This window comes from Pseudomonas sp. Hz4, from assembly GCF_054898165.1.
This window is the reverse complement of the sequence record NZ_CM142719.1, coordinates 5,768,576-5,783,893: the sequence shown is the minus strand read 5'-3', so window position 1 is coordinate 5,783,893 and position 15,318 is coordinate 5,768,576. Positions and strand designations below refer to the sequence as shown.

Here is a 15,318-nt window from a genome sequence, read left to right as displayed (position 1 = left end):
CGTGCTATAGAAAACGCTGGGTAGCCGGCACTCCCCAGCGTCTCATTTACTTAGCGGGCTTTTGGAGCAACCAGAAAAGACAGGTTGGCGATTTTGTTTGCTTCCAGAGTAATTGCTTTCATGTTTTGAACTCCTTGTAAGTGATAGTGAGTGTCACTCCTTTGTGACAACTTAAGCATAGTTTGTAATGGGTTCTTATCAAGGGGATATTGGGTAGGAATGTTCCAGTAATTTTGTCGGATCAATCTTGGGGATGGATGAATCTTGTAAGTTTTGTCCGCTAAAATAAAAGACAGCGCGAAACGTCCTGCAAGTCAGTAAGACAGCGGGAGTAGGAAGTTGGAGAGTTCAACAACAGATAATAGAACGGGGAGCCGGTTGGCCCCCCGTCAAACCGGCGTCATCAGCTGTTTGGCAGCAGACGGCAGGTGATGCTCTTGATGTAGCGGGTTTCGGCGATGGCTGGATGAACCGGGTGATCCGGGCCCTGACCGCCGCGCTCCAGGATCTGGATGTTGCGGTCCAAGTGACGGGCGCTGGTCAGCAGGATGTTCTGCAGATCGTCTTCGGGCAGGTGCATCGAGCAAGAAGCGCTGACCAGGATGCCGTCCTTGCTGAGCAGGCGCATGGCTTGCTCGTTCAGGCGACGGTAGGCGCCTTCACCGTTCTTCATGTCTTTCTTGCGTTTGATGAATGCCGGCGGGTCGGCAACGATCACGTCGAAGCGTTCTTCGCTGGCTTTCAGCTCTTTCAGGGCTTCGAACACGTCGCCTTCGATGCAGGTCATTTTGTCGGCAAAACCGTTCAGCGCGGCGTTGCGCTCGACGCCGTCGAGGGCGAAGGCCGACGCGTCGACGCAGAACACTTCACTGGCGCCGAAAGCAGCCGCTTGCACGCCCCAGCCACCGATGTAGCTGTACAGGTCCAGCACGCGTTTGCCTTTGGCATAAGGTGCCAGACGCGCGCGATTCATGCGGTGGTCGTAGAACCAGCCGGTTTTCTGTCCCTGGATAACCGGTGCTTCGAATTTCACGCCGTTTTCTTCCAGCGCGACCCACTCCGGCACCAGGCCGAACACGGTTTCGACGTAGCGATTGAGGCCTTCGGCATCACGGGCCGCGGAGTCGTTCTTGAACAGGATGCCGCTTGGCTTGAGCACTTGGGTCAGCGCTGCGATCACGTCTTCTTTATGGGCTTCCATGGTTGCCGAGGCGATCTGTACCACCAGAATGTCGCCAAAACGGTCAACCACCAGGCCTGGCAACAGGTCGGAGTCACCGTAGACCAGGCGATAGAACGGCTTGTCGAACAGACGATCGCGCAGGGACAGGGCAACGTTCAGGCGATGCACCAGCAGTGACTTGTCCAGCGGCAACTTAATGTCGCGCGACAGCAGACGGGCGCAGATCAGGTTGTTCGGGCTCATGGCAACGATGCCTAGCGGCTTGCCGCCGGCAGCTTCGAGGATCGCCTGGTCGCCGGCCTTGAAACCGTGTAACGGGGTGGCGGCTACATCGATTTCGTTGCTATAGACCCACAAATGGCCGTTTCGCAGGCGACGGTCGGCGTTGGCTTTGAGGCGCAGGCTAGGCAGGGACATGACGTCGCTCCGGAAAAAAGAGCGGGAGTATAGCGTGTTGAGGGTTGCGGCGGGCTTGGAGGGCGATGAAACGCTGATGACGCAGGAGCGAGGCTTGCCCGCGAAAGGGATTTCGAATGCTACGCCGACATGAAACTTTGTCCGGTAGACCGGCCGGTGTGTCGGATCCAACTTTATAAGGGTTAGAATCGCCGCCTGTCCCAGAGTGTGTACTTATGGCCCAAGAGCTGACTTGCGAACAGATTCAACAATCCCTGCAAGGCATCAGCGTGCCGGCCCAGCCGCAGATCATGGTGGATTTGCAGATGGAACAGTACATGCCCGATCCGGATCTGGAGGTGATCGCGAAGCTGATCTCCCAGGACCCGGGCCTCTCTGGCGCTTTGTTGAAAATCGTCAACTCGCCGTATTACGGCTTGAGCAACAAGATTGCCTCGATTCAGCGTGCGGTGAATCTGCTGGGCAGCCGTTCGATTATCAACCTGATCAACGCCCAGTCGATCAAGGGCGAGATGAACGACGACACCATCGTCACCTTGAATCGTTTCTGGGACACCGCTCAGGACGTGGCGATGACCTGCCTGACCCTGGCCAAGCGCATCGGCGCCCAGGCAGGCGATGAAGCGTACGCTTTGGGTCTGTTCCATGACTGCGGCGTGCCACTGATGCTCCAGCGTTTTCCCACCTACATGACCGTTCTGGAAGAGGCCTATGCCAGCGCCAGCGCTGAATGCCGGGTGGTGGATACGGAGAATCGGGTGTTCAATACCAATCACGCGGTGGTGGGTTATTACACCGCCAAATCCTGGCGCCTGCCGGAGCATGTAACCGCCGCCATCGCCAATCACCACAATGCGTTGGCGATCTTCAGCGATGAGTCGTTGCGCAACAGTCAGCTGAAAAATCTGCTGGCGATCCTGAAGATGGCCGAGCACATTTGTGCGTCCTACCGGGTACTGGGCAACCAGACCGAGGACCACGAGTGGAACAGCATCGCGCCTTTGGTTCTCGATTATGTCGGCCTCTCGGACTACGACTTCGAGACCCTCAAACAAACGATTCGCGACCTTGGCACTCACCGCTGAGCGTTGCACAGCCTGACTAGAGAGCACCATGCCGGAACTGCCTGAAGTCGAAACCACTCGTCGAGGAATTGCGCCGCACCTTGAAGGCCAGCGCGTCAGCCGGGTGATCGTGCGTGACCGCCGCTTGCGCTGGCCGATTCCGGAAGATCTGGATGTGCGGCTGTCGGGTCAGCGCATCGTGCTGGTGGAAAGACGCGCGAAGTACCTGCTGATCAATGCCGAAGTCGGCACGCTGATCAGCCATCTAGGCATGTCGGGAAATCTGCGTCTGGTGGAAGTTGGCTCACCGGTGGCCAAGCATGAGCATGTGGACATCGAACTGGAATCCGGCCTGGCCTTGCGTTACACCGACCCGCGACGGTTTGGTGCGATGCTCTGGAGCCTCGACCCGCTGAACCACGAGTTGTTGATTCGCCTGGGGCCGGAGCCATTGACCGACCTGTTCGACGGTGAGCGCTTGTTCCAGCAGTCCCGCGGTCGATCCATGGCGGTCAAACCGTTCATCATGGACAACGCGGTGGTGGTCGGCGTGGGTAATATCTACGCAACCGAAGCGTTGTTCGCGGCAGGTATCGACCCGCGTCGTGAGGCCAAGGGCATCTCTCGGGCGCGTTATCTGAAATTGGCGATCGAGATCAAACGCATCCTGGTTGCCGCTATTGAACGCGGCGGCACCACGCTGCGCGACTTTATAGGCGGTGATGGTCAGCCGGGTTATTTCCAGCAGGAACTGTTCGTGTATGGCCGCGGCGGTAAGCCGTGCAAGGTCTGTGGGACGGAGTTGCGGGACGTGAAGCTTGGGCAGCGCGCCAGCGTCTTTTGCCCGCGCTGTCAGAGCTGATACCTCACGCGGTCTATAGTCAGTGCTCACTGCCTAGCCGAAGGACCGTGTCATGAACCTGTTTCGAACCCTTGTCGTCGCGTTGCTGCTGAGCGTCGGCGCGCCAGTGCTGGCGGCAAACACCGGCAGCGGTGACCCGCGTTACACCATCCAGAATCCCCCAGCGTACGCCATGCTCGGCGACTTGCTGATTGCCCGACCCTTGCTGGTCGTGGCGACGGTGATCGGTGCGGGGGCATTTGTGGTGTCATTGCCGTTTACCGCGCTGGGTGGCGGCGTTGGCGATGCGGGGCAGGCGTTGGTGGTCGACCCGGCGAAAGCGGCGTTCGTGCGGTGTCTGGGGTGTATCGGGGAGGGGTTTGAGCAGCGGGAGTGAAGTCAGTTACTTCGTTGGTGTGGCTGATGGCGCTATCGCGAGCAAGCTCGCTCCCACAGGGGATTTGCGTTATGACATACACCGAAGATCTACTGTGGGAGCGAGCTTGCTCGCGATAGCGCCATCACGGGCGCCAAATGAATCAAGCCTTACCAGTAATCACCAGATACTTCGCCATCAACTGCTCTTCAGTCTCTGGATGCGCCTCGTCCAGCGGAATGCAATCCACCGGGCAAACTTGCTGGCACTGAGGTTCGTCGTAGTGGCCCACACACTGTGTGCACAGGTTCGGGTCGATCACGTAGATCTCTTCGCCTTGAGAAATGGCGGCGTTCGGGCACTCGGGTTCGCAGACGTCGCAGTTGATGCAATCGTCGGTGATGATCAGGGACATGCTAACTCCAGCCAGGGCGGAAGGCCCGGGCGCAATAAACCAATGCGCACAATTGTGCCGCATTGGCGCCCGCAGTGCACGCGGGCGCCGCTTGAGCGGTTGTTACTTCTTGAAGCGCTCGTTCAGGGCATCCGCCACCGCAGGGTGGACGAACTTGGTGATATCACCGCCCAGGGCTGCGATTTCACGAACCAGCGTCGAGGAAATGTACGAATAACGCTCGGACGGGGTAAGAAACAGACTTTCCACATCCGGCGCCAGCTGACGGTTCATGTTGGCCAGCTGGAATTCGTATTCGAAGTCCGACACCGCACGCAAACCACGCAGGAACACGTTGGCGTTCTTCTCTTTGGCGAAGTGCGCCAGCAACGTCGAGAAGCCGACGACTTCAACGTTGGGCAGATGTTTAGTGACCTCGCGGGCCAGCGCCACACGCTGTTCCAGGGGAAACATCGGGTTTTTCTTCGGGCTGGCGGCGACGGCGATGATCACATGATCGAACAGGCGCGCGGCGCGTTCGACTAGATCGCCATGGCCCTTGGTAATAGGGTCGAAGGTACCTGGGTACAACACTCGGTTCATCGCGTCGTCCTGGCGGGAGTCCGTTGGGGAATCGGATGGTATCGCAGCCTTCCCGGTCGGCCAAGTCGCCTTTTGGGTAAGAAAGCACTATAGACGATTGGAATATTCTCCGTTTTCATGGGTTTTTCAAACGTTCGGCCAAAGAAGTTGCCAACTGCGCCGTCAGCCCGTAGACCGACAATTGCGGGTTTGCGCCAATGCTGGTGGGGAACAGCGAGCCGTCATGAATCGACAGGTTGCTTATCTGATGATGGCGGCCGAGGCTGTCGGTCACGGCGTTTTTTGACTCTTCACCCATGGCACACCCGCCCATCACATGGGCACTGCCAAGGCGTGTGCGATACAGCTCAAGGCTCAGGCCGTCGATCAGCGTGCGCGCTTCGGCGAGGGTTTTTACGTAGCGAGCGTCGGCGTGCATGGGCATCACCGCCTTGGCACCGCCAGCGAACTGGATCTCGGCCATGCTGTGGAACGCCCGGCGCAACCCGTCCCAGGCATAGGGAGAAACCTGATAGTCGAGCACTGGCGTGCCGTCACCGCGCAACTCGACGCTACCGCCCGGGCTGTCCGGGTGGAAACCATCCCGCAGCAACGCCAACATAGCGTGGGTATGGGGCAAGTTTTCCATGTGCCGGGCGTTTTCCTTACCGAAGCCACCGAGCAGCGTGGTCGCCAGCGCCGGGTGCAGCGGCGGCACTTCGAGTTTGTAAGACATTTTCCCGGTGGTGCCGTCCTGCCATTGGAAATGGTCGGAATAGATCGACTGTGGCGCGCCATAGAACGGGTTGATCACCTCGTCGAACAGCCCGGCCGACATGTTCACCAAGTGTAGAAAAGTCCTTTTACCCAGCCGCTTGTGAGGATCCGGCGCCTCGGAGCGCATGAGCAGCGCCGGGCTGTTGATCCCGCCGCCAGCCAGCACGTAATGCCGGGCCTTGACCGTGATTGTCTTGCCCATGGGAGCGACGCAACGGTCATCCATCGCTACGCATTGCAAACCTGTGACCTTGTCGCCGCTGATCAAGAGCTTTTCGGCGCGGGCCAGATAGAGCAGCTCACCGCCTTTTTCCAGGGTCGCCGGAATGGTCGTGACCAGCATCGATTGCTTGGCGTTGGTCGGGCAACCCATGCCGCAGTACCCGAGATTCCAGCAGCCACGCACGTTGCGCGGGATCACATGCCAGGCGTAGCCAAGTTTTTCGCAGCCTTTGCGGATCACGTCGTTGTTGGCGTTGGGTGGGATCATCCAGGGAGCGACGCCCAGGCGTTGTTCCATTTTCTCGAACCACGGCGCCATCTCGGCCGGCGTGTGGCCTTTGACGTCGTGTTCTTTGGCCCAGTGGTCGAGGGTCGGTTCCGGCGTGCGAAAGCTTGAGGTCCAGTTGATCAGCGTGGTGCCGCCCACCGCCCGCCCCTGGAGAATGGTGATCGCGCCGTCCTTGCTCATGCGGCCGATGCCTTCCTGGTAGAGGCTGGTGTAGGCCTGGTCTTCGAGCATCTTGAAGTCGCTGCTGGTCTTGAGCGGGCCTTCCTCGATCAGCAACACCTTGTAGCCCGCGGCGCTGAGAATTTCGGCGGTGGTCCCGCCACCCGCGCCGCTGCCGATAATCGCCACGTCCGCTTCGAGGGTCAGGTCCTGGGTCAGTTGCGAACCGTTATAGGTTTTCCAGCCACGGGCCAGGCCTTCGCGGAACGGATCGGGTACGGGCATGTTCAGGTTCTCTTTTTATTTTCGGGGTGTGAATGGGCTGATCTCAGACGGCGGGCGGTCCGGGATACCCGCAATGCGCCCACGACTCCGCGCGGCTGTACCACGCCATCATCACCAACTGCTGCAGCGAGCTGTGGCCCATGCGCAGCAAACTTAACGAGCTGTTTTCCCAGCGATCCAGAAAGTGCCGAATCTCCTCGCTACTGGCGTTTTCCCAGCTGCCCCAGATCCCGGTCAGTGGCCCGCGAGTCACGGCCATTCCCAGCACATCGAATAACTGCTGGGTCAGCTTGAGCATTTCCGGCGACAGGTGATTCAGGCTGTTATCCAGACAGTGCAGGGTGCCATCGACGGCCGTCGGCATTTTTTCGACGGCCACGGCGCCGTCGAGCAGCACCGGAATCAGTGCCCGCAGAAACAGCAAGTCACCGCTGCGCAGAACCGCGAAACCACTGGCCGGAATGCTCGACGAGCAGCCGCTGAGGCTCGCTCCCAAACCCGCGGTGGCGAGAAAGGCGCTGGCACCCAGGCTGAATTTAAGCAAGCCGCGCCGTGACAGCGCGGGTGCATTGGACAGACTTGGGCTCATTATTGTTATTACCCGGTGGTGGTGATCGTTAGCGGATAAACAGCTTCTGAATCAGCTTCTGAATGGATTTGCCGTACGGCGGATAGATCAATTTCGCCGCATTGAACCGCTGTTTGATCAGCACACCTTTGGCTTTGCTGAAGGTCAGGAAACCTTCGTGGCCGTGGTAATGGCCCATGCCCGAGGCGCCGATACCGCCGAATGGCATGTCGTCCTGAGCGACGTGCAGCAGGGTGTCGTTCAGGCACACGCCGCCGGAATGGGTTTCGTGAAGTACGCGGTTTTGCTCACGCTTGTCGTAGCCGAAGTAATACAGGGCCAGCGGACGAGGTCGTTGGTTGATGTAGGCAAAGGCTTGATCCAGGTCCTTGTACGGAACGATCGGCAACAGCGGGCCGAATATTTCGTCCTGCATCACCATCATGTCGTTGCTGACATTGAGCAGCAGGCTATGGCTCATGCGGCGCCCCTGGCCCTGGTCGAACAGAGGAATCAGCAGCGCCCCCTTGCTGGTGGCGTCGCTGATGTAGCCGTTGAGGCGCGCCAATTGTCGGTCATTGATGATCGCGGTGTAGTCCGGGTTGTCGGTCAGGGTCGGATAAAAACCGCGAACCGCCTGACGATAGGCCTCAATGAACGCACCGACGCGATCTTCCGGCACCAGGACATAGTCCGGGGCCACGCAGGTCTGCCCGGCGTTGAGCGTCTTGCCGAAGGCGATGCGTTCGGCAGCGTCCTTGAGCGGCACGTCGCGAGACACGATGGCCGGGGATTTGCCGCCGAGTTCGAGGGTCACCGGAGTCAGGTTCTCGGCCGCCGCACGCATCACGTGTTTGCCAACGCTGGTGGCACCGGTGAACAGCAGGTGATCGAAACGCAGTTTAGAGAACGCTACACCGATATCGGCTTCGCCCAGCACCACGCAGACCAGGTCTTGCGGGAAGATTCGGCCCAGCAATTCTTTGAGCAACAAACCGAAGACCGGGGTCGACTCACTGAGTTTGAGCATCACCCGATTGCCCGCCGACAACGCGCCTACCAATGGTCCGATGGCCAGATACAGGGGGTAGTTCCACGGCACGATCACCCCGACCACACCCAAAGGTTGATAAACGACTTTGGCTGCCGCGGGTTGAAAGGCAATCCCGACCTTGCGCTTCGACGCCTTCATCCAGCCTTTGAGGTGCTGATTGGCGTAGTGAATGCCATGCAGGCTGGGCATCAGTTCGGCGAGCAGGGTTTCATCGGCGCTGCGATGACTGAAATCCTGGCTGATGGCATCGATCAGTGCCTGACGCTCATTGCTCAACAGATCTCGCAGGGCTTTTAGCCATTGCTGGCGCTGGGCAGCGGGCGGCATCGGGTTGGCTGCATACGCCGCGCGTTGGGCGTCGAACAGGGTCTGGAGCTCTTCCAGGGGCTGCAGAAGATTCTGCAGGTAGGCGATGTCAGCAGTCATGGTCGGCTCCGGTTTTATTGTAATAAGGGACTTTTTAGAGTCCATGCTCTAGAAAGTCAAATGACATCCTGGTGCAGCGTTGTTTTATCCACTCCCCGTTAGGTCGTAAGATGCCCGTCAACGCACTCTGAATTAAAGCCCAAGCCATGGCCCCTCGGATCAAAACCAGCGAGCGCATCGTGCAGAACAGCCTGGAGCTGTTCAATCAGCAGGGTGAGCGAAGCATCAGCACCAACCACATTGCTGCCCACATGGAAATTTCCCCGGGCAACCTGTACTACCACTTCCCCAACAAGCAGGCGATCATCGCCGTGCTGTTCAGTGAGTACGAAAGCCTGGTGGACAGCTTCCTGCGCCCGCCCCAGGGTCGCGCCGCCACGGTTGACGACAAGCGCGTCTACCTCCAGGAGTTGCTGGCCGCGATGTGGCGCTACCGGTTTTTGCACCGCGATCTGGAGCATTTGCTCGATAGCGATCCGGAGCTGGCCGCCCGTTATCGGCGTTTTTCCCAACGCTGCCTGATCCATGGCACGCACATCTACGCCGGCTTCGTTGAGGCCGGCATCCTGCAAATGGACAAGGTTCAGATTGAATCCCTGACGCTCAATGCCTGGATCATCCTGACGTCTTGGGTGCGTTTTCTGTGCACCACGCGTGAAAACTCCAATCACCTGAGCGAACAGGCGATTAAACGCGGCGTGTATCAGGTGCTGGTGCTTGAGGCCGGGTTTGTCACGGATCAGTCTCGCGCCGCGGTGAATGCGTTGTTCGATGAGTTTTACGTGCCGCTGGCCCAAGCGCTGGAAGAAGTGAAGTAGGATCAAACATCGCCAAAATCACAGGAGTCCGTTATGCCCATTGCGCAACTGATCAGCCCACAAGCGTTGGACCTGAAAAAGGAACAGCCGGGGCTGGTGATTCTGGATTGTCGTTTTGCCCTCGAAGACCCGGATTACGGTCAGCGCAGTTATGCCGAAGGGCATATCGCCGGGTCGAGCTTTGCCGATCTTGAGCGTGATTTGAGCGGGACCGTGGTCAAGGGTGTGACCGGGCGCCATCCGTTGCCAGAACCTGAAGACGTGATTGAACGTCTGCAATCGTGGGGCATCAACGCCGACAGCGAGGTGATTTTGTACGACGACGGTCCGGGTGCCTACGCGGCGCGGGCCTGGTGGTTGCTGGCCTGGCTAGGTAAACGTGACAGCGTGTTCATACTCGATGGTGGGCTCAAGGCCTGGCACGCGGCCGGTTTGCCCCTGAGTCTTGATGCGCCGCAGATTGAACGTGGCACCTTCACTGGAACGCCGGACAATGCGCTGATCTTGAGCGCCGAACAGCTCCAGCAACGTCTCGGCCTGCCCGCGCTGACCTTGCTCGATGCTCGCGCCTTGCCGCGCTTCAAAGGCGAAGTAGAACCGATCGATCCGATTGCCGGGCACATCCCCGGCGCGCAATGTGCGGCGTTCACTGACAACTTGGGCAGCGACGGGCGTTTTCTGCCGGCGGATCAGCTCAAGCAGCGTTTTGCCGCGAAACTCGGTCATCGTTCGCCGACCGATCTGGTGGCGTACTGCGGTTCTGGCGTGACGGCGTGCCACAACCTGTTTGCGTTATGTCTGGCCGGGTATCCGTTGGGGTCGTTGTATGCCGGGTCGTGGAGCGAGTGGATCAACGATCCTGCGCATGGCATCGCCATCGGCGAGTAATCCCCCATCTAAATGTGGAGGCGGGCTTGCTCGCAACCCATTACTCGCGACCATTGCCGGTCAACCACTGCGGGATGCGGCGTTCCAGGTAGTAACCCGGTTGCCTGAACGAGCCGTCGATGAAGCCGACATGCCCACCCTTGGGCTGTAGTTCGAATTGAGTGCAGGCGGACAATTCCTCGGCTTGCGGCAGGCTATGAGGAAAGACAAACGGGTCATCGGCCGCTTGAATGATCAGGGTCGGCGTACGAATCTCGCCAAGGAAATAGCGACTCGAGGCTTGGCGATAGTAATCCTTGGCATCGGCAAAACCATTCAGCGGCGCCGTGACCCGGCCATCGAAATCCCAGAACGTGCGCATGTTCTCCAGTGAGCCCAGTGCAGCCAATGCCGCCAGTCCATCCTCGCGCCCGTCATGCTGGAACTGTCGCTGCTTGTTCTTGATGTAGGCCAGCATCTCGCGCATGAAATGCGCCTGATAGACCTTGGAGAAACCCTGGCCGATCCGGTCGGCGCATTGATCAAGACGAAACGGCACCGACACCGCCACCGCACCGACCACGCCGCTGTCGCTGCCGGATTCGCCCAAGTGCTTGAGCAAGACATTGCCGCCCAGGGAATAGCCGATCGCATACAGTGGCGCCAGAGGGCGTTTGGCCCGCAGGTGCTTGATGGTTTCGGCCAGGTCTTCGCTGGCGCCGGAGTGGTAGCTGCGCGGCAACAGATTCGGCTCGCCTGAGCAGCCGCGCCAGTTCAGCGCGACGCTGGCCCAGCCTTGCGCGCTCAGCGCTTTCTGCACCCCGGCCACGTAAGGCGAATTTGAAGAGCCGGTCAGGCCGTGCAACACCAGCACCAGTGGTGCATCGGCGCTGTGCGGGCCATGCCAGTCGAGATCGAGAAAGTCACCATCCTCAAGCCACAGGCGTTCGCGTTGGCGTTCGATGTGCGTGGTTTTGCGCCACAGCGGTCCCCACAAGGTTTGCAAGTGCGGATTGCCGAGGCCGAAGGCCGGGGTGAAGCGTTGTGGCGGATAGGACACGTTTATTTCTCGATGCAGCGGTGCGAGCCTCGCTTGAGGCGCGCACCTTTTTCAGGCCGGTCGATTAACCGGCGATCTCTGCCATACGTTGCCACAACGCGTAGTAAACCCGCCCGGATTTCTGCTCCCGGTGCAGGCGCCAGTTGCCTGGCAGACCGAGTATCGATGGCGCGTTTTCGCTTTCAGTGTAGATCCAGGCCTCGTTGGCCAGCCATTGCCGCTCTTCAAGCAGCGTGCAGACGGTCGGCAACAGGTTCTGGTTGAACGGCGGGTCCAGGAACACTACGTCGTACGCGGTCGCTGTCTGGGTTTCCAGGTAGCGCAAGGCATCGGCGGTCTGAATCTGGCCGGTGGTGCAGCGCAGCGTGCCCAGATGCTCTTTGATGCTGGCGACCGCGATGTTGCTGGCGTCCAGCGCCTGACCCATGGCCGCGCCACGGGACAACGCCTCGAGGAACAACGCGCCGCTGCCGGCGAACGGATCAAACACTTTGGCCCCGGCAACGTACGGCGCGAGCCAGTTGAACAAGGTTTCACGCACCCGGTCCGGGGTCGGGCGCAAGCCCGGTGCGTCAGGGAAGCTCAGCTTTCGGCTGCCCCATTCACCGCCGATGATGCGCAGTTGGTTCACACCGTTGTGCACGTTGTGAACGGGTTTTTTAGGACGAGTGGCCATTAATGCTCCGGGACCCCGAGCGGTTGCTCGGCAGGTTTATCAGTAGGGGCCGGTAACGGCTTTTGCGGCACGGTCGGGCCAGCGCTGACGATGACCATTTTGTCCGTGCTCAAGTGTTTGTTCAGTGCGGTTTTGACCTGCTCGACCGTCAGGCTCTGGGACTCACGCATAAAGTCATCCAGATAGCTCAGCGGCAGGTTGTAGAAACCCATGGCGCCGAGCTGACCAACGATATCGGCGTTGCTGGCAGTGGACAGCGGGAAGCTGCCGGCCAATTCACGCTTGGCGTCATCGAGTTCTTTCGCGGTCGGGCCGGTTTTAAGGTAGTCGGCGAGCACGTCTTGCACCAGTTTCAGCGTGCCTTCGCTCATCTCGGCGCGAGTTTGCAGGTTGATCATGAACGGGCCGCGCGCCTGCATCGGGCTGAAACCTGAATACACGCCGTAAGCCAGGCCACGCTTCTCGCGCACTTCGCTCATCAGACGGGTGCCAAAGCCGCCGCCGCCGAGTATCTGGTTGCCCATGGACAGTGCCGCGTAGTCCGGGTCGTCACGATCGATGCCCAGTTGCGCGAGCATCAGGTTGGTCTGCTTGGACGGGAACTCGATGTGGCCGATGCTGGCTTTCGGTTCCTCCGGTTGCGCGATTTTCGCCAGCTCAGGACCTTTTGGTAGCGTGCTGGAGACTTGTGCAGCAATCGCCTGCGCCTCGGCGCGAGACAGGTCGCCCACCAGCGCAATTACCACGTTGCCCGCCGCATAGGCCTTCTCATGAAACGCGCGCATCTGCGCCACCGTAATCGCCGGAACGGTTTTCGCCGTGCCGTCGCTGGAATGCGCATACGGGTGATCGCCGTACAGACGGTTCATCAGTTCCAGGCTCGCCAGTTTGCCGGGGTTCTGTTTCTGGTATTCGAAACCGGCGAGCATCTGGTTCTTGATGCGCGCAAAGGAATCGGCAGGGAAGGTCGGTTTGCCAACGACTTCAGAGAACAATTTCAGGGCCGGTTCGCGTTTGTCCGCGGCGCTGAGGCTGCGCAGGGACGCCAGTGCCATGTCTTTAAACGCGCCGTTGCCAAAGTCAGCGCCCAGGCCTTCGAAGCCCTGAGCGATGACGCCAACGTCTTTGCCGGCCACACCTTCGTTGAGCATGGCATTGGTCAGCACGGAAAGACCGGGTGCGTTGCCGTCCTGGCTGCTGCCGGCGGCGAAGATCAGGCGCATGTCGAACATCGGCAGCTCCCGGGCTTCAACAAACAGCACCTTGGCGCCTTCGGCGGTTTTCCAGGTCTGCACGTCCAGGGTGCGGTGACTTGGCGCCTTGCCGTCGAGTTCTGCCAGCGATTGCAGCTTCTGGCTGGCCTTGGCCTTGTCGAGGGCTTCGCTGGCCTTGGATTCGTCGGTCTTCGAGAAGTAAAAAGCTGCAGAACCGATCACTGCGACAGCGATCAGGCCAATCAGCGCCAGGCGCGGTTTTTTACGCTCACTCATGAGTCGTCTCCTCTGGCAATACATGGGCGACGCTGAGACGTTCGCGGGTGAAATACAGCTTGGCGGCGTTCTGGATGTCTTGCGGGGTTACGCTTTCCAGGTCGGCAAGTTCGGTGTCCATCAGCTTCCACGACAGGCCAACAGTTTCCAGTTGGCCAATGGCGGTGGCCTGGCTGGTGATCGAGTCACGCTCGTAGACCAGGCCTGCGATGACCTGTGCGCGGACGCGTTCCAGCTCTTCAGCGGACGGCGCGGTGGTTTTCAGCTGTTCAAGCAGCTTCCACAAACCGGCTTCGGCCTGGGCCATGGTTTTCTTTTTCTGGGTATTGGGCGTTGCCGACAAGGTGAACAGGCTGTCGCCACGGGTGTAGGCGTCGTAGCTCGACGAACCGCCGGACACCAGCTCTTCGCCGCGCTCCAGTTGCGTCGGGATGCGTCCGCTGTAGCCGCCGTCGAGCAGGGCCGAGATCAGGCGCAAGGCGTTGACCGAGCGTTTGTCTTCAGCGGTGGCGATGCTTGGCACGTTGAAACCCAGCATCAGGCTTGGCAGTTGGGTCTGCACGTGCAGGGTGATCTGCCGCTCGCCGGGTTCGGCCAGTTCCAGCGGGATTTTCGCCGGTGGCACATCACGTTTGGCGATCGGGCCGAAGTAGCGCTGGGCCAAGGTTTTGACCTCGTCCGGGGTCACGTCGCCGACCACCACCAGCGTGGCGTTGTTCGGCACGTACCAGGATTGATACCAGTGGCGCAGCTCCTCGACTTTCATGCGGTCGAGGTCCGCCATCCAGCCGATGGTCGGCGTGTGGTAACCGCTGGCCGGGTAGGCCATGGCCTTGAAGCGTTCGTAGGCCTTGGACATTGGCTTGTCGTCGGTGCGCAGGCGACGCTCTTCTTTAATGACTTCGATCTCGCGGGCGAACTCGTCGGCCGGCAGACGCAGGCTGGCCATGCGGTCGGCTTCCAGCTCGAAGGCCACGCCCAGACGGTCGCGGGCCAGCACCTGGTAATAAGCGGTGAAGTCGTCGCTAGTGAACGCGTTCTCTTCGGCGCCGAGGTCGCGAAGGATCAGCGAGGCTTCGCCGGGTCCGACTTTTTCGCTGCCCTTGAACATCATGTGTTCCAGGGCGTGGGACAAACCGGTCTGACCCGGCGTCTCGTAGCTTGAGCCGACCTTGTACCAGACTTGGGAAACCACCACCGGCGCACGATGGTCTTCGCGCACGACAACCTTCAGGCCGTTATCGAGGGTGAATTCGTGAGTCGGTTGTGGATCGGCAGCCAGGGCCGAGAGGGGCAGACAAACTGTGCTGAGCAGCAGGCCAGCAGCGCGGCGGGCTAAAGCATTCATTCGTTTTTAAACCTGTTGAGCTGCCCGCTTGGTCTTAGCGTCGGCGGGCGAGAGGTAGGGCGTGTCATCAATCATTACCAGTACCGCGCCGGAGCCTGATAGTGCGCAGGGCAAGGCGCGAGGAGTGTAGTTTGGTCATTCCAAATAAACTCCGAGCAACGCAGCCCTGCACACTATCAGGCCCGGCCCTCCGGGTGGCGCCTGAAAACGGGCCATGCTGCGTTGCAGTCCTTGGGAAGGAAAGCACATTCCCTGCGGCCTGCGCCTTGCCTGGCCCGTTTTCAGGCGGCCACGCGGTACTGGTAATGATTGATGACACGCCCTAGGATACTGGTCCGTTTTACTGGCGGCCACGCCTATCAGGCCTTTGATGGGTCGGAAGGTTGCATGGGTTACCTGCGGAAACTTTGAGTTTGTCAGCT

15 protein-coding genes are annotated in these 15,318 nt (G+C 59.8%); 5 read left to right on the top strand and 10 right to left on the bottom strand.

Annotated elements, in window-relative coordinates; genetic code table 11:
- Positions 1-403: 403 nt before the first annotated feature.
- Positions 404-1,600, bottom strand: coding sequence for a class I SAM-dependent rRNA methyltransferase (locus ACYZTR_RS26710; protein WP_282381575.1), 1,197 nt, complete (start codon positions 1,598-1,600; stop codon positions 404-406).
- 269 nt (positions 1,601-1,869) lie between these two features.
- Between ACYZTR_RS26710 and ACYZTR_RS26705 the strand changes: the two genes are divergently transcribed.
- Genes ACYZTR_RS26705 through ACYZTR_RS26695 form a run of 3 tightly spaced genes read left to right on the top strand, consistent with a single transcriptional unit; the run spans position 1,870 to position 3,902 of the window.
- Positions 1,870-2,685, top strand: a complete 816-nt coding sequence (locus ACYZTR_RS26705) for an HDOD domain-containing protein (RefSeq protein ID WP_461979899.1) — start codon at positions 1,870-1,872, stop codon at positions 2,683-2,685.
- A 28-nt stretch (positions 2,686-2,713) separates the two neighbouring features.
- On the top strand, positions 2,714-3,526 hold the full coding sequence (gene mutM, locus ACYZTR_RS26700) for a bifunctional DNA-formamidopyrimidine glycosylase/DNA-(apurinic or apyrimidinic site) lyase (RefSeq protein ID WP_461975154.1): 813 nt from the start codon (positions 2,714-2,716) through the stop codon (positions 3,524-3,526).
- A 52-nt stretch (positions 3,527-3,578) separates the two neighbouring features.
- Positions 3,579-3,902 carry a multidrug transporter gene (locus tag ACYZTR_RS26695; protein ID WP_461975152.1) on the top strand — a complete coding sequence of 108 codons (324 nt, stop codon included), beginning with the start codon at positions 3,579-3,581 and terminating at the stop codon, positions 3,900-3,902.
- Positions 3,903-4,044: 142 nt separating this feature from the next.
- On the opposite strand, the gene ACYZTR_RS26690 is transcribed toward ACYZTR_RS26695, so the two are convergent.
- The 5 genes from ACYZTR_RS26690 to ACYZTR_RS26670 all read right to left on the bottom strand — a co-directional run bounded on the left by ACYZTR_RS26690 (position 4,045) and on the right by ACYZTR_RS26670 (position 8,637).
- Positions 4,045-4,296, bottom strand: a complete 252-nt coding sequence (locus tag ACYZTR_RS26690; RefSeq protein WP_449645762.1) for a YfhL family 4Fe-4S dicluster ferredoxin — start codon at positions 4,294-4,296, stop codon at positions 4,045-4,047.
- Between the two features lie 102 nt (positions 4,297-4,398).
- On the bottom strand, positions 4,399-4,878 hold the full coding sequence (gene coaD / locus ACYZTR_RS26685) for a pantetheine-phosphate adenylyltransferase (protein WP_461975150.1): 480 nt from the start codon (positions 4,876-4,878) through the stop codon (positions 4,399-4,401).
- Between the two features lie 115 nt (positions 4,879-4,993).
- The gene (locus tag ACYZTR_RS26680; protein WP_461975148.1) at positions 4,994-6,589 is read right to left on the bottom strand and encodes a GMC family oxidoreductase; all 1,596 of its coding nucleotides are present in this window, start codon (positions 6,587-6,589) and stop codon (positions 4,994-4,996) included.
- 43 nt (positions 6,590-6,632) lie between these two features.
- Positions 6,633-7,178, bottom strand: a complete 546-nt coding sequence (locus ACYZTR_RS26675; RefSeq protein ID WP_461975146.1) for a twin-arginine translocation pathway signal protein — start codon at positions 7,176-7,178, stop codon at positions 6,633-6,635.
- 28 nt (positions 7,179-7,206) lie between these two features.
- Complete coding sequence (locus ACYZTR_RS26670) at positions 7,207-8,637, bottom strand: coniferyl aldehyde dehydrogenase (protein ID WP_461975144.1); 1,431 nt, start codon at positions 8,635-8,637, stop codon at positions 7,207-7,209.
- A 146-nt stretch (positions 8,638-8,783) separates the two neighbouring features.
- Between ACYZTR_RS26670 and ACYZTR_RS26665 the strand changes: the two genes are divergently transcribed.
- Positions 8,784-9,455: a TetR/AcrR family transcriptional regulator gene (locus ACYZTR_RS26665; protein ID WP_283189338.1), complete on the top strand. Its 672-nt coding sequence runs from the start codon at positions 8,784-8,786 to the stop codon at positions 9,453-9,455.
- A 33-nt stretch (positions 9,456-9,488) separates the two neighbouring features.
- Entirely contained in the window at positions 9,489-10,343 is an 855-nt protein-coding gene (locus ACYZTR_RS26660) for a sulfurtransferase (protein ID WP_461975142.1), read from the top strand.
- 40 nt (positions 10,344-10,383) lie between these two features.
- On the opposite strand, the gene ACYZTR_RS26655 is transcribed toward ACYZTR_RS26660, so the two are convergent.
- From ACYZTR_RS26655 to ACYZTR_RS26640, 4 genes are all read right to left on the bottom strand, one after another.
- On the bottom strand, positions 10,384-11,382 hold the full coding sequence (locus tag ACYZTR_RS26655; RefSeq protein WP_461975141.1) for a hydrolase: 999 nt from the start codon (positions 11,380-11,382) through the stop codon (positions 10,384-10,386).
- Between the two features lie 64 nt (positions 11,383-11,446).
- Positions 11,447-12,058, bottom strand: coding sequence for a 16S rRNA (guanine(966)-N(2))-methyltransferase RsmD (gene rsmD, locus ACYZTR_RS26650; RefSeq protein ID WP_282383173.1), 612 nt, complete (start codon positions 12,056-12,058; stop codon positions 11,447-11,449).
- Entirely contained in the window at positions 12,058-13,548 is a 1,491-nt protein-coding gene (locus tag ACYZTR_RS26645) for a M16 family metallopeptidase (protein WP_461975139.1), read from the bottom strand. Before ACYZTR_RS26645 ends, rsmD begins: the two co-directional genes overlap by 1 nt.
- Positions 13,541-14,896: a M16 family metallopeptidase gene (locus tag ACYZTR_RS26640; protein ID WP_461975137.1), complete on the bottom strand. Its 1,356-nt coding sequence runs from the start codon at positions 14,894-14,896 to the stop codon at positions 13,541-13,543. Before ACYZTR_RS26640 ends, ACYZTR_RS26645 begins: the two co-directional genes overlap by 8 nt.
- Between the last annotated feature and the right edge of the window lie 422 nt (positions 14,897-15,318).